20 protein-coding genes are annotated in these 25,989 nt (G+C 26.1%); 11 read left to right on the top strand and 9 right to left on the bottom strand.

Features of this window, described 5'->3' with window-relative positions; all coding sequences use genetic code 11:
- Positions 1–34: 34 nt before the first annotated feature.
- Genes ACH5BF_RS06015 through ACH5BF_RS06005 form a run of 3 tightly spaced genes read right to left on the bottom strand, consistent with a single transcriptional unit; the run spans position 35 to position 6,860 of the window.
- The gene (locus ACH5BF_RS06015; RefSeq protein ID WP_423273306.1) at positions 35–1,234 is read right to left on the bottom strand and encodes a response regulator; all 1,200 of its coding nucleotides are present in this window, start codon (positions 1,232–1,234) and stop codon (positions 35–37) included.
- Positions 1,231–2,883: a CheR family methyltransferase gene (locus ACH5BF_RS06010; protein ID WP_423273305.1), complete on the bottom strand. Its 1,653-nt coding sequence runs from the start codon at positions 2,881–2,883 to the stop codon at positions 1,231–1,233. Before ACH5BF_RS06010 ends, ACH5BF_RS06015 begins: the two co-directional genes overlap by 4 nt.
- Entirely contained in the window at positions 2,880–6,860 is a 3,981-nt protein-coding gene (locus ACH5BF_RS06005; RefSeq protein WP_423273304.1) for a GAF domain-containing hybrid sensor histidine kinase/response regulator, read from the bottom strand. The genes ACH5BF_RS06010 and ACH5BF_RS06005 overlap by 4 nt, the downstream gene beginning before the upstream one ends.
- A gap of 197 nt (positions 6,861–7,057) precedes the next feature.
- Here ACH5BF_RS06005 and ACH5BF_RS06000 point away from each other — a divergent pair, with 197 nt between their 5' ends.
- Complete coding sequence (locus ACH5BF_RS06000) at positions 7,058–8,653, top strand: ABC-F family ATP-binding cassette domain-containing protein (protein ID WP_423273303.1); 1,596 nt, start codon at positions 7,058–7,060, stop codon at positions 8,651–8,653.
- 98 nt (positions 8,654–8,751) lie between these two features.
- On the opposite strand, the gene ACH5BF_RS05995 is transcribed toward ACH5BF_RS06000, so the two are convergent.
- Positions 8,752–9,225 carry an acyl-CoA thioesterase gene (locus ACH5BF_RS05995; protein ID WP_423273302.1) on the bottom strand — a complete coding sequence of 158 codons (474 nt, stop codon included), beginning with the start codon at positions 9,223–9,225 and terminating at the stop codon, positions 8,752–8,754.
- Between the two features lie 277 nt (positions 9,226–9,502).
- On the opposite strand from ACH5BF_RS05995, the gene ACH5BF_RS05990 reads away from it, so the two are divergent.
- Positions 9,503–11,341 (top strand): ATP-binding protein, encoded by a 1,839-nt coding sequence (locus ACH5BF_RS05990; protein WP_423273301.1) that lies wholly within the window; start codon positions 9,503–9,505, stop codon positions 11,339–11,341.
- A complete protein-coding gene (locus ACH5BF_RS05985; protein WP_423273300.1) occupies positions 11,338–11,931 on the top strand; it encodes a response regulator in 594 nt (197 codons plus the stop codon). The genes ACH5BF_RS05990 and ACH5BF_RS05985 overlap by 4 nt, the downstream gene beginning before the upstream one ends.
- 10 nt (positions 11,932–11,941) lie before the next feature.
- On the opposite strand, the gene ligA is transcribed toward ACH5BF_RS05985, so the two are convergent.
- Positions 11,942–13,888: an NAD-dependent DNA ligase LigA gene (gene ligA / locus ACH5BF_RS05980; protein ID WP_423273299.1), complete on the bottom strand. Its 1,947-nt coding sequence runs from the start codon at positions 13,886–13,888 to the stop codon at positions 11,942–11,944.
- A 136-nt stretch (positions 13,889–14,024) separates the two neighbouring features.
- On the opposite strand from ligA, the gene ACH5BF_RS05975 reads away from it, so the two are divergent.
- From ACH5BF_RS05975 to ACH5BF_RS05965, 3 genes are read left to right on the top strand one after another with little or no spacing between them, the layout of a single operon-like run.
- Entirely contained in the window at positions 14,025–14,474 is a 450-nt protein-coding gene (locus ACH5BF_RS05975) for a hypothetical protein (RefSeq protein WP_423273298.1), read from the top strand.
- A gap of 11 nt (positions 14,475–14,485) precedes the next feature.
- On the top strand, positions 14,486–16,366 hold the full coding sequence (locus ACH5BF_RS05970) for a sensor histidine kinase (RefSeq protein WP_423273297.1): 1,881 nt from the start codon (positions 14,486–14,488) through the stop codon (positions 16,364–16,366).
- 2 nt (positions 16,367–16,368) lie between these two features.
- Entirely contained in the window at positions 16,369–17,478 is a 1,110-nt protein-coding gene (locus tag ACH5BF_RS05965) for a response regulator (protein WP_423273296.1), read from the top strand.
- A gap of 1 nt (position 17,479) precedes the next feature.
- On the opposite strand, the gene ACH5BF_RS05960 is transcribed toward ACH5BF_RS05965, so the two are convergent.
- Complete coding sequence (locus ACH5BF_RS05960; protein WP_423273295.1) at positions 17,480–18,727, bottom strand: response regulator; 1,248 nt, start codon at positions 18,725–18,727, stop codon at positions 17,480–17,482.
- A gap of 168 nt (positions 18,728–18,895) precedes the next feature.
- Here ACH5BF_RS05960 and ACH5BF_RS05955 point away from each other — a divergent pair, with 168 nt between their 5' ends.
- Positions 18,896–20,389, top strand: coding sequence for a sensor histidine kinase (locus tag ACH5BF_RS05955; RefSeq protein ID WP_423273294.1), 1,494 nt, complete (start codon positions 18,896–18,898; stop codon positions 20,387–20,389).
- 34 nt (positions 20,390–20,423) lie between these two features.
- Positions 20,424–20,768 carry a hypothetical protein gene (locus ACH5BF_RS05950; protein ID WP_423273293.1) on the top strand — a complete coding sequence of 115 codons (345 nt, stop codon included), beginning with the start codon at positions 20,424–20,426 and terminating at the stop codon, positions 20,766–20,768.
- A 51-nt stretch (positions 20,769–20,819) separates the two neighbouring features.
- On the opposite strand, the gene ACH5BF_RS05945 is transcribed toward ACH5BF_RS05950, so the two are convergent.
- Both ACH5BF_RS05945 and ACH5BF_RS05940 read right to left on the bottom strand, forming a co-directional pair.
- Positions 20,820–21,713: an AEC family transporter gene (locus tag ACH5BF_RS05945; protein WP_423273292.1), complete on the bottom strand. Its 894-nt coding sequence runs from the start codon at positions 21,711–21,713 to the stop codon at positions 20,820–20,822.
- The gene (locus ACH5BF_RS05940; RefSeq protein ID WP_423273291.1) at positions 21,707–22,006 is read right to left on the bottom strand and encodes a hypothetical protein; all 300 of its coding nucleotides are present in this window, start codon (positions 22,004–22,006) and stop codon (positions 21,707–21,709) included. The genes ACH5BF_RS05945 and ACH5BF_RS05940 overlap by 7 nt, the downstream gene beginning before the upstream one ends.
- Positions 22,007–22,123: 117 nt before the next feature.
- On the opposite strand from ACH5BF_RS05940, the gene ACH5BF_RS05935 reads away from it, so the two are divergent.
- From ACH5BF_RS05935 to ACH5BF_RS05925, 3 genes are all read left to right on the top strand, one after another.
- Positions 22,124–22,993, top strand: a complete 870-nt coding sequence (locus tag ACH5BF_RS05935; protein WP_423273290.1) for an AraC family transcriptional regulator — start codon at positions 22,124–22,126, stop codon at positions 22,991–22,993.
- 63 nt (positions 22,994–23,056) lie between these two features.
- The gene (locus ACH5BF_RS05930) at positions 23,057–23,815 is read left to right on the top strand and encodes a fructosamine kinase family protein (RefSeq protein WP_423273289.1); all 759 of its coding nucleotides are present in this window, start codon (positions 23,057–23,059) and stop codon (positions 23,813–23,815) included.
- The gene (locus ACH5BF_RS05925; protein ID WP_423273288.1) at positions 23,808–24,611 is read left to right on the top strand and encodes a DUF1853 family protein; all 804 of its coding nucleotides are present in this window, start codon (positions 23,808–23,810) and stop codon (positions 24,609–24,611) included. Before ACH5BF_RS05930 ends, ACH5BF_RS05925 begins: the two co-directional genes overlap by 8 nt.
- A 2-nt stretch (positions 24,612–24,613) precedes the next feature.
- On the opposite strand, the gene ACH5BF_RS05920 is transcribed toward ACH5BF_RS05925, so the two are convergent.
- On the bottom strand, positions 24,614–25,906 hold the full coding sequence (locus tag ACH5BF_RS05920; RefSeq protein WP_423273287.1) for a zinc-binding metallopeptidase family protein: 1,293 nt from the start codon (positions 25,904–25,906) through the stop codon (positions 24,614–24,616).
- Between the last annotated feature and the right edge of the window lie 83 nt (positions 25,907–25,989).

Here is a 25,989-nt window from a genome sequence, read left to right as displayed (position 1 = left end):
TATCAAAATAATATCATTTTATATCAATAAAACCTTATAAGCTTAATGGTAATTCGATTGTAAATAAGGCACCTTCGTATTTAGTTCCTTCATAATCATATCTACTATTTTTAACTTTTACTTTTCCACACATTGAATCATGAATGATTTTATAAACGATATTTAATCCAAGTCCAACCCCGTGAGATTTATGTTTTGTTGTGAAATATGGTTCAAATACTTTATTAATAAACTCTGTTTTAATTCCACCAGCATTATCTTTTATAACTATTTCTACTCTATTATTTTCGATTCTTCTTGATTCAATAAATATATATCTTTGAGTATCTATTTTTGCCAATGCTTCATTTGAGTTTCTAACAATATTTACAATAGCTTGGAATAAACTATTTGGTAAGTTTTCTAAAACAATATCATCTTGTAAATCAAAAATAACATTTACATTGTTCTTAGATAATATATAATCTTCACAATCAATAGATTTTCGTAAAGTCTCACTTAAAGAGAAACTCATAAACTTTTCTTTATTTGTATAATCCCTAAAAGATTCTATTGTATTTGATAAATCTTGCGTTGTTTTCATTATCATGTCAATATTCTTTTTTAAATCCTCTTTTTTCATAAGATTTAAATCAATATTTAAATGCATTCCTGAAGCACATGTAGAGATTACTGATAAAGGCTGTCTCCATTGATGGGCAATATTACCAATCATTTCTCCTAAAGCTGCCATTTTACTTTGCTCAATTAGTTCAAGTTGTTGTTTTTCTATTCTCTCTTTTAATTGAATCTCTTTTTGTAAAGCTTGATATAAGTCTTCATTTACTGCTTGTAGTTGTTTGTTTTTTATAATTACTTCTATATATAATTTTAGTTTATTAATAAATTGATGATTATCTATTGGTTTTGTAAGGTAATCTATTGCTCCAATTTCAAAACCTTTTTGTTTAAACTCTTCTTCTTTAAATGCAGCTGTTAAAAATATAATAGGAATGTTTTGTGTCTTTGGATTTGATTTTAAATACTTCGCTGTATCAAAACCATCAAGTCCTGGCATTTGTATATCTAAAATTATAATATCTACATTTGTTTTATATGTAATTTTTAATGCATCTTCTCCACTTGGAGCTAATAATAAATTGATATTCTCTAAATACTCATCTATTAAGTATTGTAAAGATACTCTATTGGCTTCTACGTCATCAACTACTAATACTGTTATATCTTCTTTCATATTTTCCTCTTATATATTTTATTCTTTTCATCAATTGTTATATAGTTTTTATTGCTGTTTAAAGATTCACTCTCTCCTAAAACTAAAAAGCCGTAAGAGTCAAGTGAGTCTTTAAATAAATCAAAAATTCTGTTTTTAAGTTCTGTATCAAAATAAATCAATACATTTCTACAAAAAATTAACTGAAACTCATTTAGTTTTGAGTCTAAAGCAAGGTTATGTTTAAAAAATAGAATCTTATCTTTTATACTTTCATCTATTTCTACAAAGTCATTGTGATTAGTAAAATACTTACTAAAGCTTTGATTCCCACCTGCTTGATAATAGTGTTTTAAAAACCTATTATAACTCTCCTTTGAATAGAGTCCATTTTTTGCATTTTCTAAAATAACATCATTTAAATCAGTTGCATAAATCAAACTTCTATCTAATAATCCTAACTCTTTTAAGAAAATTGCTATAGAGTAGGGTTCTTCACCACTACTACAACCTGCACACCAAATTTTAATATCTAAATAACTGTCTAGTTTTGGAAGAATATCTTCTTTTAATATTTTGAAAACATTTGGATTTCTATAAAAAGTTGTGATATTAACAGAGATATTTAAAAATAAATCTTTGAACACACTTTTATTATTTAAAACTATCTTTTCAAACTCTTTAAAGTTTTTAGGCTTTAAATTTGAATAGAAAAGATGTATTCTTCTTTTTATATGATTTTCATTGTATCCCCTATAATCATATCCGTACTTATCATAGACTTTTTCTAAAAAGGCTTTAATATCATTTATATCAAAAAAGTTATCATCTATATTGAAATTGATATAGTTTATTATCTGCTCTAAAGTTAACACTTCATCATAAAGTTTAGTTGCTATGGCATTTTCTAACATTGCTTTAGCTTCACACTCTTTTGGGTCTTCAATTAAAACAGTTGAGCCATTTTTATTTAAACACTCTAAACTATCACTACCATCTGCACCATAGCCACAAACTAAAATAGCAAGTAAGGTACTTTTATATTCATTTGATAACGACTCAAAACTAGTACTTATCGAAGGCCTAGAAAAGTTTCTTTTATCTTCATCCGTTAAAAATATAAAATTCCCTGCAACTATCATATGTTTACCAGCAGGAGCACAATAAATAGTATTTGGTTCAACTCTCATATCAGACTTTGCTTCTACTACATTATAGTTGTTTGTAAACTTTTGCAGAATAGAGCTTAAATGCGTCTGTTTATCTGGTTTTTGGTGCATTATTATAAATATAGAAATTTGTGATTTAGGTAAAGCTTTCAAAATCTCTATAAATTTTGATAAGCTTCCTGCACTTCCACCAATTGCTATATATTGTAAATTTAATGCTTTAGGTTTTTCATTGTATATATCTTTATATTTTAGTGTAAAACCAAGGTTCATTAAATACGTTTTTAGTGTTGTTTCATTTGTAAATATATCAACTTTCTTCTCATGTTTTTTAAGAGCTATAATAAGCTCTTTTGGAATCATTTGTATATTCAAAAGGCTTAATTCTATTTTTTCAACATTACTATTTAAATAAGATAATAGAGTTTCAACATCACCTTTTTGTATCTTCTGAACAATGATTTTTAAAATATTATCTTGTTCGTGTGCTACTATATTCATTTATGTTTTTTAGTACTCCAAACCTTAATTAAATTTCCTAATATATTTAAATCAATTGGTTTTGACATATAATCATCAGCTCCAAGACTAATACATTTTTCTCTATCTTCTTTCATTGCTTTTGCTGTAACAGCAATAATTGGAATATGCTTTAAGCTATCATCTTCTCTAATTTTTTCCATAGCTTCATAACCATCCATTACAGGCATCATAATATCCATTAAGATTAAGTCAATACTATTATTGTCTTTTAAGAAGTCTAATGCTTCTTGACCATTAAATGCTGTGAATGTATTTGCTTCAAACTCTTTTAACGCAGCATCTAAAACAAAGATATTTTTAATATCATCATCAACAATTAAAATATTTGTATCTTTTAGATTAATAGCATCAAAGATTTCGTTATTTGACTCAGCTGGTTCATCTTCTCTATGTAAGAATAGATTTATTTCATTTAAAATTCTTTCATTTGAGTTTGCTGTTTTGATAATAATACTATTACTATATTCTTGTAGTTTTAGTTTATCTTGATTGCTAATATCTTTACCTGTATATATAATAATTGGTAGGTTAGGGTGTGCATTTTTAATATATTCACAAACTTCATAACCACTACCATCCATTAATCCTAAATCAACAACAACAGTATCATAAAGTTCTTTTTTTACTTCGTCAATTGCTTCTGAAGCAGTTCTAACACCTTTTATATTTACACCTTCTCCAATTAGTTCAATTAGAGCTTCTCTTTGAACTTTATCATCTTCAACTATAAGTAAGTCTTTAATCTTTTTTTCTTGGAAAGAATCAATTGATGAGATAACACTATTAATATCTCCATCATAAACAGGCTTTTGTAAATATCCTATTGCTCCCAGTTCTAAAGTCTCTTTATTTTTATCTTTAGAAGAGATGATATGAACAGGAATATTTTTAGTATCAGGTTGAGATTTTAACTGTTTTAAAACTTCAATTCCATCCATATCAGGTAGAGTTAAATCAAGTAAAACTCCTTTAATATTATAGTTTTTAACTAACTCTAATCCTGTTGTACCATCATATGCTACTAAAACAAAATTATTCTCTTTTTTTACTTCTTCATAAACAATATTTGCAAAGGCTTCATCATCATCGATTACTAGATAAGCTTCATCTTTACTAGTCATGATTTTTCTATCATCATTTGCTTCTTTTGATGTAGATTGTGCTTTTTTATAAATATCGTTACTTTCAAGTTTAAAGCTTCCTGTATCTTCAAATGTAGATTTAACACTTGTATTAGATTCTAAATTAGGTAAATCAATACTAAAGATACTTCCTTTCCCTTCTTTTGATTCTAAACTAATATATCCACCTAAAAGTTTTGCTAATTCTCTTGAAATAGACAGTCCAAGACCTGTACCACCGTATTGTCTACTAGTTCCACCATCAGCTTGTGTAAAGGCTTTAAATATATCTTCTTGTTTATTTGAAGGAATACCAATACCAGTATCAATTACACTAATTTTAAACTCTTGAGCTAAATCACTTGAAGGCTCAATTTTTACTGTAATAGAACCTTCTTTTGTAAATTTGAAGGCATTTGAAATTAAGTTTCTTAGTATTTGTAAGATTCTATCTTTATCATTATGAATAGTATTTTTATATTCATCAATGATATTAAATTCAAGGTTTTTATCATTTGCAGTGAAATCAAATGTATCTTTTAGATGAGTTAATAAATCGCTACTAGTAAAGTTGTCAACAATAACTTCCATTTTCCCTGATTCAACTTTTGATAAATCTAAAATATCATTAATAAGTCTTAAAAGTTCATTTCCTGAATCAAAAATAGTTTTTGCTTTTTTGATATCATCATTATTTAAAGACTTCTTACTATTTTTTTGTAGTAAAGAAGAAAGTAAAATAATAGAATTTAATGGAGTTCTTAACTCATGACTCATATTTGCTAAGAATTCTGATTTGTATTTTCCAGATTTTGCTAATTCATCAGCTTTTTTCTCAATCTCTTTTTTTGTTTCTTCTAATTGTTGATTTTGAAGTTTTAAGTTTTGCTCAGAGATTTTTAACTGTTGTTGTTGCTCTTCCATATTAGCATTTGCTTCTTCTAATTGCTGTTGTTGCTCTTCCATATTAGCATTTGCTTCTTCTAATTGAACTTGTTGTTCTTCCATTTGAGCATTTGCTTCTTGAAGCTCTAATTGTTGTTTTTCTAATCTATCATTTGCAATTCTTGTGTTTTCTAAAAGTTTTTGAACTTTATTTGCTTGAACAGCTGTTGATAAAGAAATACATATAGCTTTAGTAATATTTTCTAAGAACTCTAATGTTTGCTTGTTAAACTCATTAAATGAACCAAGTTCAATTACACCAAATAGTTCATCATTGTATACTAATGGGAAAGTGTAAGTATTGTATGAAGATTGAGTTACTGTTCCTGTTGTGATTAAATTTTGATCTTTTTTTATGTTTTTTAATAAAATAGGTTCTTTTTGAAATGCTACTTGTCCTACAACACCTTCTTTTAGATTAAATGAAGTTGAAAGTTCATCTCTTATTACATGGGCAAAACTTGCATATTGCTCTAATTTTTTATTGTCTTCTTCATAAAAATAGAATACACCTACACCTGCATTTATATATGTACTAATAAATTTAATTGATTCATGACTTACATCACCTACTGATTTTAAGTTAATTAGAATTTGATTTAATTGTGTAACTCCGTCTTTAACCCAAGTTTCAATATCACTTTTCTCAATATTTTGTCTTGTTCTGTCTATACCTTTATTTACAGCGTTACTCATGATTCCAATCTCATCATTTGAGTTAGCTTCTAAAAGTTTAACTTCAGTTGTTTCTCTATTTAAGAATTTGAAGAAGTTTAATAAACCTTCTTGGAAATTACTAAGAGAGTTGATAATATATTTTTGAATTACAAAATATAGTAAAACCATAATCACTAAGAAAGAGATTAATGTAATTACAATCATAGTATCTCTAAGTTCATTAGGCTTTTTAAGTACATCTTCTAAGTTAATCTCAGCAACAACTGCCCATCTTAACTCTTCATCAATATCAAAATATGTATAAGAAGATAATACTTCATTTCCTAAATAACCTTTAATTACTTTAGTTCCACTATTTCCTCTAAATGCTTCTTTTACAGCTGTTGTTTTTACAAAACCTGTATGAGTGTATTTCAAAGAGTTTTCTAAAGAGTGTGTATTTGGAGATAAGAAACTATCACTTCTCATTAAATAATCACTACCTACTAAATAGTCCTCATGAGAGTTTAAATATCCACTTCTGTATTTCATAATATCTTGAATATTTTGATTGTCAAGTTTAAATACTAAAACAGATTTGAACTCTTTATTTATATAAATAGGAGCAGCAATAAACATACTTGGCTCACCATTTCTTGGTTCATAAGCACTCATATCATAAAAAACAACTCTTTTATATTTTTTTACTTTTTCCCAAACTTTTGCTAAACCACTATTTCTAAACTCACCATTACTTAAGTTTGTTCCATAATCATTTTTCTTTCCATATGTATAGATTACATGACCTAAATCAGCTGAAATGATATAAACATCATCAAATGGGTATGTATCAGTATAACTTTTGTAAAAAGCATCCCATTTAGGTAGCATGGCTTTTACTTTTTTGTTATTTATTGGAAACTTTGCATAAGGGTCAACACCTAACTCTTCATGAACAGCTAAAAAATCCTTAGTTATGTCTTTTGTATAACTTGTTTGAGTTAAAAGATAAATTTGTTTTTTGTATAGTTTAAAAATATCCTCAAGCTGTTTAATTTTTGAATCTCTTGCTGCTGTTAGTTGTGAGTAGTTTGATTCAATTAAAGTCTCTTTCATTTGTTTTATAGAGACAATACCTAAAGTTGAAGCCAAAATTAGAAGTGATAAACTAATAAGTATTATTAGTTTAAGTTTGATAGAAATATTCTGCATTAATGTAACTCTTTATAATGTTATTATTATAATTATAACTAAAGTTAAATAATAAACATTTGATGATAATCAAGAGTTTAGAAATATTACTTCTTCTATTATTTATGCATATTTATTGTAGTTTTATTGGTATAAATTATACATCAGCTTTAATTGGATATAATCGCCTCATATTACAGATTTGGAGTTATTTTTTTATGGTACAAGTAGTAAATTTAAAAAAAGCATTCGGTCCAAGAGTGCTATTTCAAGATATTAATCTTAAACTAGATACGGGGAAAAGATATGGTCTTATTGGTGCAAATGGTGCTGGTAAAACTACATTCCTTAAAATTTTATCAGGTATTGAAGATGCAACTGAAGGTGAAGTGCAAGTTCAAAATGGTAAAAAAGTTGGAACATTAGAGCAAAACCAATTTAAATATGAGCAAAATACACTTTTTGATACAGTATTATTAGGAAATAAAAGACTATATGATGCAATCAAAGAGAAAGAAGAACTTTATATGAGTCCTGAGTTTACTGATGAAGTAAACAACAGATTAGCAGAGTTAGAAATTGTTTGTGTTGAAGAAGATCCAACTTATGAGTATGATGTAAAGATTACAAAAATTTTAGAAGATTTAGGTTTCCCTTCATCTACTCACAATGATTTAATGTCTACATTAACAGGTGGAGATAAATTCAAAGTTTTATTAGCACAAGTTTTATATCCAAAACCAGATGTATTATTCCTAGATGAGCCTACGAATAACCTTGATATTGAAACTATTGGTTGGTTAGAAAATCAATTACAACACCATGATGGTACAATGGTAGTTATTTCTCACGATAGACACTTCTTAAATGCAGTATGTACGCATATTTTAGATGTTGACTTTAAAAAGATTAGAGAATTTACTGGAAATTACGATGATTGGTATATAGCTTCGACAGTTTTAGCAAAACAAGCTCAAGCTGATATGAGTAAAAAACAAAAAGAGAAAGAAGAGTTAGAAAAATTCATCGCTAGATTCTCTGCAAATGCTTCTAAAGCAAAACAAGCAACTTCAAGACAAAAGCAACTTGATAAACTTGATATGGGTGCTATTGAGATTTCTTCAAGAAGAGACCCATCAATTATCTTTAAACAAAAAAGAGAAGTTGGTAAAGAGCTTTTAAGTGTAAATAACATTTCTAAGTCATATGATGGTGAAACTGTTTTAAATGATATTTCATTTACAGTAGAAAAAGGTGATAAAATCGCACTAATTGGACCAAATGGTATTGGTAAAACTACTTTATGTGAGATTATTGTTCAAAATCTTGAAGCTGATGCTGGTGATATTCACTGGGGAGCTACTATTCAAAATGGATATTTCCCTCAAAATGCAACAGATTTAATTTCAGGTGATATTACACTTTATGATTGGTTAAGATCATTTGATAGAGATGCAGATATTAATGAAATCAGAAACTGTTTAGGTAGAATGTTATTTAACGGTCAAGAGCAAGAGAAAAAAGTTGAGTCTTGTTCAGGGGGAGAAAAACATAGAATGTGGTTATCTAAAATTATGTTAGAACAACCAAACTTTATGGTTTTAGATGAGCCAACAAACCACTTAGACTTAGAAGCAATTATTGCACTTGGAGAGGGATTATTAGCATATCCTGGTTCTGTAATTTGTGTTTCTCACGATAGGGAATTATTAGATGCATTTGCAAATAGAATTATTGAAATCCAAGAAGATGGATCAATTTTAGATTTCAAAGGTTCTTATGAAGAATTTATCGAATCAAAAGAGGCTAAATAGTCTTTTTTGATTTAACATATCATTTACTATTTTAATATCATAAAAAAAAGGGGATAGATGAAAATCTATCCCCTTTTTTTATAAAAGAAAAATCAAGACTATTTTGCGTGTCTTGATTCCATTCTAATTTCTCTTCTTTTAATAGCGTCGTTGTATCTTCTTTTATCATCTTCAGTAACAAGCTCTAATTTTGGAACTGGTGTTGGTTTACCATTTTCATCTACTGAAATCATTGTAAAGTAACATACGTTTGTATTTTTGATAGTATGATCTTTAATATCTTCAGAAATAACTTTAATACCAATTTCCATTGATGTTCTACCAGTGTAGTTTACTGATGCATGGAAAGTAACAAGAGAACCTATTTTAATTGGATTTTTAAATAATACCATATCAACTGATAATGTTACTGCATACATTCCTGTATATCTTGCAGCACAAGCATATGCAACGTGATCTAGCATTTTTAAAATTTCACCACCATGTACATTTTTTCCAGAAAAGTTAGCTTTATCTGGAGTCATTAGCATAGTCATTGTTAATGATTTTTCTCTTTTTACTTCTTCGCTCATTTCGTAACCTCTATTATTAATTATTGTTAAATTTTGATTTATTATAAAATAAAAGCGTAGTATAAACATAGCAATTTTAATAATTATGTATATAGTTTTGAAAACTATATAAAAAAGTAACATTTTTAGAACGAAACTTTATTTTTTCTTATAAAATCCAAAAAAATGTGTATATAAAAGTAACATATTACTTTTATTAAAATATAAGTTTTTTTAGGAAAAATGATATTAATTTAATACTATTGGATGTTATAATAATTCTACAAAAGGATTGAAAATGTCATTTAAATATAGGTTCATTGTATCATTTGTACTATTAGAAATATTTTTTATTATATTAATTGTATCAATGAATTTTATTGCAATTAATAACTCATCAAATAAATTAACTAATCAAAATATTCAATCTAATATTACTTTTTTAGATGAACTTATGAAAATACCTTTAAGTATTTATGATGTAGGTACTATTGATAATTTAATACTTAAAGCAACAAGTTTAAGTTATATAGATTCTATTGTTATTTTAGATTTACAAAATAAAATAATTTCTAAAGATTATAATTTTCATCATTTATCATTAGAGGAGTTAATAAAAAAAGAAGATTCTTTTAAATTAGAAATTGATAACGAATACTATGATATTAAAGTTGAACCAATAAAAGAGGGTGAATTAAAACTAGGAACAATGTATATTGTATTTGATACAAGTGAGAGTAAGCAGTTTATTTCAAATAATAAGAATAATACTATCACAATTATTTTAGTTGAGATATTATTTTCAACACTTTTATCTTTCATAATTGGTTCAAAGATTACTAAAAGGTTAACTACTTTATCTGATGTAGCAGAACAAATTGGTCAAAATAAAAAACCAGAAATCCCTTATAAAGATGCAAAAAATGAGATGGGTACACTAGCTAGGTCACTTAGTAAAATGCAAGAGGATTTAACTTTAAGAAGTAATAAACTAAAAGATTTAGCAAAAAAACTAAATAGACAGAAAAATGAATTAATAGAAGCCCATAAAGCAAAAGATGCCTTTTTAGCGAATATGAGTCATGAGTTAAAAACACCTCTAAATTCAATTAATGTAATTTCAGCCGTGATGATGAAAAATAAGCAAAATAGACTTGATGAAGAGTATCAAAAAAATATGACAGTTATTAATAGATGTGGAAAAGATTTACTATATTTAATCAACGATATTTTAGATATTTCTAAACTTGAAGCAAATGAAATCACACTTGATTATCAAGCTATTAATTTATGTGAATTTATTGATGAAATAGATGATATGTTTAGACCTCAAGCAAAACAAAAGAATTTAACTTTTGAAGTATCTTGTGATGAATCAATTGGTATTGTAAATATTGATAAAAATAGAGTGAATCAAATCATAAAAAATCTACTTAGTAATGCTTTAAAGTTTACAAGAGAAGGAAAAATACAATTAATTGTTAGAAGCAAAGATGATTTACATATGGAGATTATCGTAAAAGATGATGGTATAGGAATTGAAAGTAGTAAGTTGGAGCACATATTTGACAGATTCAAGCAAGCTGACTCTTCAACAACTAGAAAATATGGTGGAACTGGGCTTGGATTAGCAATAAGCAAAGAGTTATGTAATTTAATGGGTGGAGATATATATGTACAAAGTGTTTTTAATGAAGGTACAGTTTTTACAGCAACTATAAAAAAGAATTCTGTTTCAAAAGCTACAATACCAGAAAAAAGTGAAACATCAGAGAGTTTTGTTTTTGAAAATAAAGAAATATTAAAACCTTCAAATAAAAATATTTATTTGTTAAATAATGACCCAGTTGCCTTTTTAAGTATAGTTACTAAATTAGCAAAAGATTTTACAGTAAAACAAGCTACAAATTTCAGAAGTTTTGCTTCATTGATTGAAGAAGCTAATAAAAATGACTTATTAATAATAGATTTAGATGAAAATATTATTGATAGTACAAAAGAACTAGATTTAAGGAATGCTATTTTGATTTATGAGGATGAAAATTTGATTATAGACATAAAAGATAGGACAAAAATGATATTTAAAAAAAATGAAATAAAAGATCAACTTTTAACTTATATAAAGGAAAAACTATGAAAAAGTTCACTATTTTAATTATTGATGATATTGAAGATAATATTTATACTTTAAAGTTTTTATTAAACAGTAATTTTGAGAATTTAGAGATTTTAGAAGCAACAAGTGCAAAAGATGCAATTTTTAAGATTATGCAAAATAGTGTTGATTTAATTTTAAGTGATATACAAATGCCTGAAATTGATGGGTTTGAATTAGTTGAGTATTTACAGGCTGTTTCAGCTACAAAAGATATTCCTGTTGTATTAATCACTGGAATTTATCATGATGATAAATATAAGAAAAAAGCTTACAGTATTTCACCAGAGGTTGTTGATTTTATTAGTAAACCAATTGATGATGAGATACTTTGTCAAAAATTAAGAGTTTATATTAAAATTTTTGAAGAAAAACGAGCTACAAAAGAGAACTTAAAAGAAAGAGATAACCTAATTTTAGAACATGATAAAGTTAATGGAATGTTAGATAATCTTGATAATATAAATGATGATTTGCATGAAGTAATCAAAAAAAGTGAAGAGTATAAAAAAATAGTTGAGGAAGAAGAGTTATTAATTGATTTAGAAAATATAATTGATAATAATAAATAAATACAAGAGATTAAATCATCTCTTGCATTTGCTCTTCTGTAAGTGTTGTAACTTTTAAATCAACAGCTTTATCGTATTTGCTTCCAGCATCTTCTCCATAGATTAAATAATCAGTTTTTTTAGATACTGATGAGCTAACTTTTGCTCCTAAAGCTTCTAGTTCTTTTTTGATAATACCTCTTGAACGACTCATTGTTCCAGTTAGTACTACTGTTTTACCTTTGAAGTTGTTTTCTTCAATTTCAACTTTTTCTTCTACTTTTGGTTTGATAATATCAAGAAGTTTTAATACTAACTCTTTATTTACATGCATAAACTCTACAAAAGATTTTGCCATTTGCTCACCAATACCATCTAAGGCAATAAGTGAATCAATATCAATATTTACTACATTTAAACCAAATTCTAAACAAATCTGTTTTGAAGCAACTTCTCCAATATGCTCAATTCCTAAGGCATTTATAACTCTATGAAGTTCAACACCTTTTGTATTAGCAATTGCATTTAGAAGATTATTGATTTTTTTCTCTTTAAAGCCTTCTAAATCAGCAAGATTTTCATACTCTAAAGAGTATAAATCTAAAATATCATAAATTTTTTTCTCTCTTACAAGCTGTTCAACTATTTTGATTCCTAGACCATCGATATTCATACAGTTTTTGCTAGCAAAGTAAATAATAGAGTTTGTAACAATACTTGGACAATCTAAGTTTTGACACTTAATTAAAGTACCTTCATCTAAAAGTTCACTATCACATTTAGGACAGTTTGTAGGTCTTTGTATCTCTTCTTGACTCCCATCTCTTCTATCATGGAATACTTTTGTAATTTTTGGGATAATATCTCCACTTTTGATGATAATCACTTCATCATTTATTCTTAAGTCAAGTCTCTGGATTTCATCATAGTTATGTAAACTTGCTCTTTCAACTGTACTTCCATCAATATGAGTAGGTTCAACAACAGCAACAGGTGTAATAACTCCTGTTCTTCCTACTTGTTGAATAATATCTTTAATTTTAGTAGTTTTTTCAACAGCAGGGAATTTATAAGCACAAGACCATCTAGGGAATTTTACTGTATATCCTAATTCTTGTTGTGTTTCTATATCATTTATCTTAACAACCATACCATCTAGCATCATTTCAATACTATCTCTTTGTTTGATTATCTCGTGATAAATCTCTTCTATTCCTTCTACACTTGAAGTTATAGTTTGTAAAGGTGGTTTTACAAAACCAAGAGAGTAGATATAATTCATAAGTTCACTACTTTTAGTAAAATCTAAAGAGTTTTCACCTACACCCCAAACATTAAAAAACAGCTTTCTTTTTGCTGTTATACTTGGGTCTAGTTGTCTTAAACTTCCAGAAGCAGCATTTCTAGGGTTTGCAAAAGGTGGTTCGTCATTTTTAAGTCTTAACTCATTTATTTTTTCAAAATCAGCTTTTTTGATTACAATCTCACCTCTGATTTCTAAAAGAGATTTCTCTTCTATTTGTAGTGGAATAGAGTGAATAGTCTTTACATTATTTGTAACATCTTCACCAATACTACCATCACCTCTTGTAATTGCTTGTTTTAAGAAACCATTTTCATAAATAAGATTTAAACTTGCTCCATCAAACTTTGGTTCACAATAAAACTCTAAATTAGTATTTACTTTTTTTGCTCTATTAATCCAGTCTTCAAGCTCTTTTGTATTAAATACATCTTCTTGCGACCACATTCTACTTAAATGACTTGCTTTTTCAAAGCCATCTAAAACCATTCCTCCAACTCTTTTGTTTGGTGAATTTGGGTGTGACTGACTTGGGTTTTCTTGCTCATAAGCTAAACATAATCTTGCTAATTTATCATACTCTTCATCAGTTGCTATTGGATTATCTTCTACATAGTAGGCATAGGCCCATTTTATTAGTTTTTCAATATTTAAATCATATTCGTTTTTAGTCATTATATCTCTTTGTATCTCGTAAAAAATTTTTCGTATTCTACCAAAAAAAAGATTATTAAAGAAGTAATATAAAATATCTATAAAATAATACTTTTCTGATACTATTTATGATTATTATATTATATAAGGAGTAATGATGAAAAATTTTATAGTTTTAATTATTTTTTTACTTTCTACAAACATTTTTGCTAAAGAAATTGTTACAGTTTATACTTATCATAAAATCCCACCTTATATAGTAAATCAAGATAAGGGAGAGACTTATGAGTTATTAGCAAAGTTAAATAAGCTTTCAGATGATTATGAGTTTAATTTAAAAATAGTTCCTAAAAGTAGATTAGATTATATATTAAAGCCTTGGATTAAGAATAGTTGTGAGAAGTATGTAAAAAGATGTTTTCCAAATTGGATTGTTCTATGGGTGAAACCAACTGATTTTAAAAAAAATGTTAGGGATAATTTCTTTTTTAAGAAAATAGATAATAACAAACAAAATAGAACAAACAAAGCCAATAAAGAGTATAAACAATATATAATAACAAATAAAGAGAATGAAAAATTATTTGATTTAATAAATAGTTTATAAAAAGAGTGATTATGAAAAAAGATACATTTGTTAAAAATTTCAAAAATACCATAGGATTTTTACTTTTCAAAAAAATATTTTTAGCATATTTATTATTTGTTGTAATTTTTACAAGTTTTCAAATATATACAGAGTATAACTTTGCAAAAAATTTAATCAAAAAAGATATGTTAAATACTGAACAATCTTTTAAGACACTTTTATCAAAGACTGTTTGGGTTTTTGATAAGAAAAAAATTGATGAACAAATACAAGCAATTATTGATGCAAAAACAATAAAAGGAATAGTAATATTAACTCCTTTTAATGAAATAATATCAATAAAAGGAAAAGTTTTATCAAAATTTTCAAATATTGATAAGTTTGTTTTCGAAAATACTTCAACTAAAGAGATTGAGTATGATGACAATATGATAACTCATAGTTTTGAGCTTAAAAATTTTGAAAATGGTATAGATGAAGTATTAGGAACAGTTACTCTTTTTGTTTCAGAAAAAGAGATTAGAGAATTAACTCAAGAAGCTATATACTTAATTTTGATAAATGTTATTGTTTCAGCTTTAATATTATGGTTTTTATTTATATATTTTGCGAATAAGTTATTAACTATTCCCTTAAATAAGATGATTGAAGCAACTAATGACTATGATGTCCAAGAATTTCATGAAATTAAAGTAGAAATAGAAAATAGTAAAAATAATGAGTTAAGTAAACTAGCAGAAACATTTAACCAAATGTCTAGAAGAATTAATGAAGCATATATCAATATGAAGCAGCTTACAATGATTCAAGATAAACAAAAACATGACCTAGAAAATGCCAACAAATATAAGACAGATTTTTTAGCGAATATGAGTCATGAATTAAAAACGCCACTAAACTCTATTAATGTAATTTCATCAGTTATGATGAAAAATAAAGATGATAGTCTAAGTGAAAAACAAGTTCAGAACTTAAAGATTATTAATAGTTGTGGGAATGATTTATTATATTTAATAAATGATGTATTGGATATTTCAAAGCTTGAAGCAGGGGAGTTAACTCTTGATTATTCACAAATTAGTATTTGTGAAGTAATGAAAGAAATAAAAGATATGTTTGAACCTCAAGTTATTGAGAAAAATATTAAATTAACTTTTGTTTGTGATAGTACAATTGGTGATATCTATACTGATAAAAATAGGCTAAAACAAATCGTAAAAAACCTTTTAAGTAACGCACTTAAATTCGTAAAAGATGGTGAAATTAAATTTTTAGTAAGAAATAATGTCGATATGGTAGAAATTCTAGTAAAAGATGATGGTATTGGTATTCCTCAAGAAAAATTAGAACATATTTTTGATAGATTTAAACAAGCTGATGGAAGTACTACGAGAAAATATGGTGGTACAGGACTTGGGCTTGCTATTTGTAAAGAACTTTTAAATTTATTAGGTGGAAAAATAAGTGTTAAAAGTAAGGTTGATGTAGGAAGTATATTTAAAGTTGATATTCCTAAAAATAAAGATAAAGTAAGTTACGAAGTCAATGAAGGGCTAAATTACGAGCAAATGGTAAAAGTAAATAAAAAGATACTTCTTCTAAACAATGATCCTGTTTCATTTATGAGCATTGTTGTTGAGTTAAGTAAAAGTTTTGAAGTAAAACAAGTAACTAAAATAGATGAATTTTTAAGATTAAATAATAGCAATGAATTTAATATTTCATTACTTGATATCTCAAAAATAGATGAGAAAACAATCAATGATTCCTTAGGTGGAATAAAAGGAAATCTTACTATTATTCATGATGGTAATGTTCCTTTATCAATAAAAAATATGAGTTTAAATATGATTAAAAAGCCTTTAGAGAAAGATAGCTTTGTAGATTATATAAAAAATATAAAGGTTTAATGATGAATAAGTTTTCAATTTTAATAGTAGATGATGTAAAAGATAATATCTATTCTTTAAAGCTTATTATTGAAGATAATTTTGATGTAGATATTTATAGTGCTTTAAGTGCAACAGAAGCAATGGAACTTCTAATGAAAACTAAAGTAGATTTGATTTTAAGTGATATTCAAATGCCTGATATAGATGGTTTTCAATTTGCACAATATTTAAAGTCAATTGATACAACAAAAGATATTCCTATAATCTTTATTACAGGTATTTATGATAAAGATACTTATCAAAAGAAAGGTTACGAAATAGGGGCAGTTGAGTATATATCAAAACCAATTGATGAGAATCTTTTAACTGCAAAACTAAAAGTTTATATTGATCTTTTTGAAGATAAAAAAAGAGATACAAATGAGCTAAGTAAAAAAGAAGAGATTCTAATCCATCAATCAAAAATGGCCACAATGGGAGAAATGATAGGTGTAATCGCTCATCAGTTAAAACAGCCTTTAAATAACCTCTCTTTATATTGTTCTGATGTTAAGAACTCATATAAATATGGTGAAATAAATGATGAGTTTGTTGAAGATTTTGATAAGAATACAAAAGAGCAAATAGATTTTATGAGTGAAACAATAAATGATTTTATTAACTTTTTTAATCCAAATAAATCTAAAAAAAGCTTCACAATTAAAAATGCAATAAACAAAACTATAAAACTTCTTGATAAGCAGTTAGTAAATAATAATATTGAATTAAAAGTTCATATAGGTGACGAAACTGCTTTTGGAGTTGAAACAGAACTTGAGCAAGTTTTTTTAAATCTTATAACAAATGCAAAAGATGCTTTTATAGAAAGAGGAATTCAAAATAGACAAATAGCTATAACTTCACTTACTAGAGATAAATATAGTGTTGTGATTATTGAAGATAATGCAGGTGGTATAAAAGAAGAGAATTTAGATAAGATTTTTGACCCATATTACACTACGAAAGATTATGGTACAGGAACAGGCTTATATATGGTAAAACTTGTTATAAAAAGTAGTTTTGGGGGAGATTTAAAAATCCAAAATAGTAAATATGGGGCAAAATTTATAATCGTAGTTCCAAAGAAGTAAACTAACTATTAGTTTCTTCTTTTATTCTTCTAATTTGAGCTTCACTCTCTTCCAATTTTTCTTGAAGTACATTTATTTTTTCATCTTTAATAGCTATTTTTTCATTTAAACTTTCTAGCTCTTCTTTTTGCTTTTCAATAATCTTCTCTAATTCTTCACTTTGAACAACATACTTATTAATATCACTACTTTTTGACTCTTTCATCTCTGAAATCAACTCTTTTAGCTTTTCTATTTCATCATTTTTTGTTTTAAGGCTTTTTTGTACCTTTTCATCTAATCCTAATTGTTCATTCTCATAGAATTTAATTTGGCTATTTAAATCTTTGTATTTTTGCTCAAATCTTTTAATTTCATTTTGTAAATAAGCAATTCTTTCTTCATAGGCTTTTATATTGTTTGATGTTTGTGCTACTTGTAGATTTTTCTCTTTTATATTATTTATAAGTTTTTTATGAAACTCTCTTTTTTGATTAACTTCATCAGTAGAGATAAAACCTATAGAAACATACTCTTCTTCAACATTTGAAATTTTAAAGATAGTGCATTTTATATAGATCACTTCATTGCTTTTATTTTCAAATTTCAAATCTTTTTTCCAGCTTTTATCTGCTTTTACAGTTTTCCATAAATCCAATAAGATGTTTTTATCAATATTCTTACTAATTACTGTATGAAAGTTTCTATTTACAAGCTCTTCTTTTTCAAAAGATAGGGTATCGCAAAATAGTTTATTTGCATAAACTATATTTCCTTTACCATCCATTCTAAATATTGTAGCAACACTATCTATAATCTTTAAATACTCTTTTAAAAGTATGTTTTTCTCTTCTATAAGCTTTTGGTAGTATTTTTTTTCACAAACTTTTTCGATTTTTACAATAATATCATCAATATTGATTGGTTTTAAAGCATAATAAGAAGTATCTAAAGCAATGGCTTTAAGTAAGTATTCTGTTTCAGACCTAGCTGTTGTGAATATTATCGGGATTGAATCATTCTCTTTTCTTATTTCTTCTAACATTTCAATACCATTTAATTGTGGCATATTAATATCACTTAAAATTAAATCTATTTTTGATTCATCAGCTTTATCTTTTTTGTATTTTTCTAGACCTTCAAGTCCATTTTTAGCTACAATTACTTCTTTGAAAAGTCTCTTTAGAACCTTTTCTAGCTGGGCTCTAGCAATATCTTCATCTTCAACATAAAGTATAGTTAAGTTTTTAAGAAATTCTTTATTAAACATGATTAAACCTTTGTATAATAGTATTATAAATTTAATAAAAAATATATAATTAAACTCTTTTTTATTTTTAATTTAAAAGCTAAAATAATTTATCAAAACTTTATATTAAAAGCGATATTATGTTTTATAATATTTAAATAACGATAAAGTTGTTTTTTGGAGTCTGTTATGTCAGTCATAGATAATCTTCATTTTTATAAGCAGTTATTTGATAAATTGCAAGTAAGTGTTGTCGTAATAGACACCTCTACAGGACATATCACTGAAATCAATCAAAAAACAGCACAACTTTTAAGCATGCCATCAAATGAAGTTAAAGGCTTACACTTTACTCAAATTCATCCAGATGGTAAAAGTATGTTCTTAGATGAATTAATAAATGAAACTATTCAAAAGCTTATAAACAACGAAGTAGTTGAGGATTTTGAATATTTCTTACAAGATTCAAAAAAGAAAATCATACCTATTGAAATCTCTTTTAGTTTAATAAATGTAGAAAATAAAAACTATTTAGTTTTAATGATAAAAGATTTAAGACTAAGAAAACAAAGAGAAAACTTAATCAACTACTATAATAAGGCACTTGAAAAGTCATCTAGTTTTTTAGCATTAGTTGATAAAAACTATAAGTATCTATCAGTAAATGACTACTATTCAAAAGTTTTTGGTATAAAAAAAGAGAAGTTTATTGGTAAATCAATGTCTTATATTTTTGGTAAAAAATATTTCAATAATATTATTAAAGATAAGTTTGATAGGGCTTTAAAGGGTGAATCAATTGAATTTGATACAACTGTTGATATAAATGATAAGACACATTATCTACAAGTATATTATGAGCCATATTATAATAGTGAAAATCAAATTGACAGTGTTGTTGTTCATGTATATGATATGACAAAGTTTAAAGAGTATGAAGATGATAATCTAAAGAAAGAAAAACTTTTAATTCAACAATCAAAAATGGCAGCTATGGGTGAAATGCTTGAAAATATAGCTCACCAATGGAGGCAGCCTTTATCTGTTATTTCTACTTGTACAAGTGGTATTATGCTTCAAAAAGAGTTTGATACTTTAACTGATGAGATTTTAAATGAATCTCTTACAAATATAATGAATACTACTAATTATCTTTCAACAACTATTGATGATTTTAAGAACTTCTTTGAAAGAGACAAACAAAAAATTGTTTTTAATGTTTCTTCTATTATTAGTAAAACAATTGATTTAATCGAGATGAGCTTAACAAGCAATGATATTGAATTAATTAGAGATTTGGATGAAACAATAGATATTGAGAATTATAAAAATGAATTAATGCAAGTTTTATTAAATATCGTTAACAATGCAAAAGATGCATTATTAACAAATAAAAAAGGCTTAGAGCATAGAAAAATTATCAAAATCTCTTTATACAAAGAAAATGATAAAACAATAATTGAAATATTAGATAATGCAAATGGTGTTCCAAAAGAGATTCAAGAAAAGATTTTTGAACCTTATTTTACAACTAAACACCAATCGCAAGGTACGGGAATAGGGTTGTTTATGACAAGAGAGATTGTTACTAAACATATGGAAGGTGAAATTAAAGTTAAAAATATTAAATTTACCTTTGAAAATGAAGAACACTTTGGGGCATTATTTAAAATTGTGATATAAATGTTATAATTTGTTTTTAAATGGGAGAGAATAAATGACTTATCTTGATATATGTGTACTTGGCTGGAACTTAAATGTTTTAATGTTCTTAATTAACTTTTTTTTAGCAATAAGAGTTATATTCTCACAAGATAGAGATAGATTACAAGAAGAAAGTATTGTATTGAAAGATTTGAAAGAACAAATGGATAGATATTATCCTTATAGAACTCAAACAACTATTATCACTTATTTAGTTCCTTTTACAGCATTTTTTAGAATGTCTGTTAGGTTTTTAGAAATGTTTTTTTTCTTTCAAAAAAATAGAGGCTCTAAAATGTTTGATTATATGGTATATAAATACACAACTGAAATTAATAGAGCTAAGAACAACCAATAAATTCATATAAGAGGGATTTTCAGATTTAATAAATGAAAACCCCTTTATTACTTATCCTAAATAATTAACATACATACTAATAGTAATTAAACTTAACAATACCCCAAGAACTAGTGAATTAATAGCGATTTTTTCGTCTAATCCACCTTTTATAGCCAATACAGTTGCCATAGTCATAGGAGGCATAGCTACTTCTATTATAGTTACTTTTACCCAAGTTTCATTTATTCCATAAAATAAATAGAATCCAAACAGAACAATAACAGGTACAATTACCATTTTTATAAACATAGCCATTGATACAATATGAAATTTCACAAACAAGTTTTTAAGTTCTAGCTTCATTCCTATTGCTACCATAGCAAGAGGAACAAGTGTTGCTCCTAAAGATTCAGCAGTTAAAAGTAAAAAACTAGGTACTTCAAAGTTCTTTGCAAATATTGTAATAAAAAACATAATACTTGGAGGAAACAGTAAAAGACTTTTTGATATTGATTTAATATCATTTTTCTTATTAGTTCCCCAATTAATAATAAACATACCAACAGTTACTAGCAGTAAGAAAGAACCGAATATATCATAGATTATTCCATATACGATATAGTCTTGACCATAAAAAGCATCTATATACGATAAACCTATAAATGATGTATTCCCAAATGTCGCCATAATCATAAATGTAGCAAGACTTAACCTATCTAATTTCATTAGTTTACCTATAAAGTAAGCTAGCACTAAATTAAATAAAATGAAGCATATAAACATAAATATTAAGCCAAATATTGTTCCATTGAGTTCTAATGGATATATTTTAGAAAAAACTATTCCTGGTAATGAAAAATATATTATAAACTCAATTAATTGCTTTGAATTGTCATGAAATATAACTTTGTACAAATATCCAAATAACAGATATATTGCTATTGGTAAAACTGGATCTAACATTGAAACCTTTCTTTTTCAAAAAGTAAACAATCACTGATTACTCTTTGTTTTGTGCATTTAAAAAAAACTTTTATCTCTTTTAATAGATTTTTCTTCTCTTCTTTAGTCAAATTAGAAAATAGTATTTTTATTGACCCAGACTCTAAAGAAATAATATTAAAGCCTCTTTTTGTAAAGTACTCTTTTGCTAACTTTGAAAAAGGATGATAAATTTCTATTCCATTAAAAATTGATTTTTCTGATAAAAATTTTGAATCTGTGAAACTCTTTTCTTCAGAAGCTTTTTTTATCATCATAATCTCCTGTTTTTCTTTTTAGTATAGAGTATTTAAAGAATTTATGCTTTATCTTTGATTTTATTTTTATTATCTTATATTGCTACTATTATTATCTTATGATATAATAAAACCATGAAAAGAGATACAAAATATATAAGAACTCAAATTGTAAATAAAACTCTAAATTACATATATAAGCATATTGGAACAGATATTTCACTAGATGAATTAGCAAGATTAAATAGTGTTAGTAAATATCATTTTCACAGAATATTCAAAGAAGAAACCGGTGAAAATATTTTTGAAAAGATAACATCAATTAGACTTCAAAAAGCAGCAAATCTTCTTATTACTGATAACTACTCTACTATTACACAGATTGCAAGTTCTTGCGGTTATTCTTCTCATCCCTCATTTATAAAGGCCTTTAAAAAGCGATTTACATACACTCCAAGTCAATGGAGAAAAGGAGCTTTTAGAAGCTTTACAAAAAATAGGTTTGATATAGATGATGAATCAATAAAAGAGCTAGAAGGCTTAGAACCAACAATAAAAGTATGCCCCCAAAGAACTTGTGCATATCTTAGACTTAAGGGTTACACAGAAGATAATCTTATCAAAATATGGGAAAGACTACTTGCATTTGAATATCAAAGTGGCTTAAAAAATAGTACAAATATAGGAATTTATCATGATAGTACTATTATGATTCCCTATGAAGAGTGTAATTATATTGCTGCACTTGAAGTTGATGATGATTTTGAACCAAATAATTCAATAAGTAAACTAAAAATCTATGAGTCTTTATGTGCCGTTTTTAGGCATACTGGTAAATATGGAGATATTGAAAGACTTATGATTTATATTTATCAATATTGGCTACCAAATAGTGGATATGAAGTAGTAACATTACCTGCTTATGCAGTATTTACTCAAAATCACTATTTAGAAGAAAATGATACATTTATTTTAGACTTTCATGTTCCAATTAGAGTTATTTAATTTTACTTTAATTTTTGATATAATAATCATCAGTTTAAAAAAATACAATGATAAGAGTAAATTTTGGAAACTTTTATAAAACACAACAATACCGATTTTAACGATGCATTACTAAAAGAAGTAGAAGGTTTAAAACTACTAGATAAAGTTTTAAAAAAGCAAAATAATAAATTTATAAATATTCCAAAAATTATAAATTATGATGAAAATCATATAGAACTTCAAAAAATAGAAAATCTTATTTCAAATGATGAATTATCAATAAATCTTGCTTGTGGTTTGGCTTTGCTTCATAAAAATGAAAATGAACAGTTTGGATTTGATACTGATAACTATATAGGCTTAAATAAGCAAATAAATTCATATAGTAATAACTGGGGTGAATTTTTCTTTGAATATAGACTTATGTATCAAATAAATCTTATAAAAGACAATGATATTAAGTCTGTCTTTCTAAATAGACTTGAAAAACATAAAGATAAACTTTTAATGCTTTTAAATACATGTAAAAAAGCTAGTTTAGTTCATGGTGACTTGTGGAGTGGTAATGTTTTATATTCTAAAGATAGTGTTTATTTAATTGACCCTGCTGTATATTATGCTGATAGAGAAGTTGATATAGCAATGACTAGAATATTTGGGGGCTTTGATGATAAATTTTATGAGTATTATAATAAAACTTACCCTTTATCAAAAGAGTATTTAAAAAAAGAGCCTATTTATAATCTTTATCACTATTTGAACCATTATAATCTTTTTGGCTCTTCTTATTTATCTTCGTGTGAAAATATTATTAGTTTTATAGAAAATCTTGATGAGTAATTTAAAAGAACAATTCGAAGGTTTTTATAATACGCCTATTTTATTTAAGTGTTTAAATAAAATCAATCAATTTGAGTTTGATTTTTTAGACTATAAAAAAGATGATTATGCAAACTTTGAGATAGTACAAAAACTTCCTTTAGGAAAAAGAGTAGAGTATTTTTTTGAAGAGTATATAAAACTATCAAGTCGTTATAACCTAATACACAAGAATATCCAAGTAATTCATAATAAAAATACCTTAGGAGAAATAGATTTCATTCTATTTGATAAAAAAGAACAAAGATATTTACATACAGAGCTTGTTTACAAGTTTTATTTATATGATAACTCATTTCAAAAAGAAATAGATAGATACATAGGACCTAATAGAGACGATACATTAGTTAAAAAACTTAATAAACTAAAATCAAAACAATTTCCTTTACTATTTAAAGAAGAGACTAAAAATTTAATTGATATAGATTTAGAAAATATATATCAAAATAGCTGTTTTAAAGCAAATATATTTTTACCATATAAAAAAGAAGTAAATATTTCATTAGTTAATAAATCTTGTATAAAAGGTTTTTATTTGAATATAAATGACTTTTTAAGCCTTAAAGAGTTTAAAGAGTATGAATACTTTTTGCCACATAGGTATGATTGGATTTTAGAGCCAAGTTGTAATTCAAATTGGAAAGGTTTTACTGATATACAAGAAGAGATCCAAGTCTTTTTAGACTTGAAAAAATCTCCTTTAGTTTGGTTAAAAAGCCAAGATGATTATAAAGAGTTTTTTATTACTTGGTGGTAAAACTACTTATAAACTTCATCAACTATTTTCTTTACAACTTCATATACATTTTCTACTGATTTTATAGAAACTTGCTCTTTTCTTGAATGAGGAAAGTTTATAGTTGGTCCTATTGAAGCTACTTTTAAGTGTGGATATTTATCTTTAAAAATTGCACACTCTAAACCTGCATGAATAGCTTCTAAAGAAGCTTTTGGATTTATTGTTTGATAAATATCTAGAACTTTTGATGTAAACTCATTTATATCTGGTTTCCAAGCTGGATATTTTCCATCTGTTGTAACTGTAAATCCATGCTCATTTAAAATAGTAATAGTTTCATTTTTAATAGCTGCTAATTCATCATTTGCCATTGATCTTGCACTAAATTCTATTTTTATACTATCAATAGTAGTTGAAATAATAGCAATATTTATTGAGTTTTGAACAACTTTTAACTCTTCATTAAAAGAGATAACTCCTTGTTTAAAATCGTTTATAAAATCTATAACTTTATCATCAAATACACTTAAATGCTCACTTTGAGTATCAATCTTTGTGATTTTCATATTTTCGTGACTAGCAATTGGTTTAGAACTACAAGCTATAATTGCTTTTGCATTTACTGGGATTGAGTTGATTCTCTCTCCACCATTAAAATCTAAAAGTTTTGCATTTGCTTCTTTTATAGTTTTAGCTACAAGTTTAATAGCATTTGGTATATTTTTATCTATATCAACACCACTGTGTCCACCTTGAAGTTTACCAATACTTATTTCATATAAATCTAACTTCTCAGTATTAGGAATGATTTTTTTATTTGAATTAATAGCAAAAATATCAACACCACCTGCACAACCAATGCAAACTTCACCTTCTTCTTCACTATCAAGATTTAACATATAAGGGGCTTTTATTTCTAGCTCTAAATTATTTGCACCAATTAATCCTATCTCTTCATCAGAAGTAAATAAATACTCAGCATCAACACCTTCATACATAAGATTAATCATATATGAACAACCAATTCCATTGTCACTACCAAGTGTAGAGTTTTGCGCACTTAAAATATCATCATTTTGAACAATAACTGGAACACAGTTATCCTCTAAACATACAATATCATAATGAGATTGGAATACTATTTTTGCTTGAGAGTTTTGTTTTTTACATAAAATATTATTGTATTTATCAACTAAACATTCATATCCAAGTTCATCAGATATTTTTTTCATATAGTTTATAAATGGTTCATGAGTTTTTGAACATCTAGGAATTGCTGTAATTTCTTTAAAAATATCTATAACTTTACTCATTTTACACCTTAAAAATTTTTAGGTGATTATAACAAAATAAGCTAGGGAAAAGTTTAAAGTAGAGTGTTTAAATAGGGTAAACT

Origin of the sequence: Arcobacter pernae (assembly GCF_049472135.1) — a bacterium.
Lineage (GTDB): Bacteria > Campylobacterota > Campylobacteria > Campylobacterales > Arcobacteraceae > Arcobacter_B.
The sequence above is the reverse complement of the archived record's forward strand: the minus strand, read 5'-3'. Positions and strand labels throughout refer to the sequence as shown.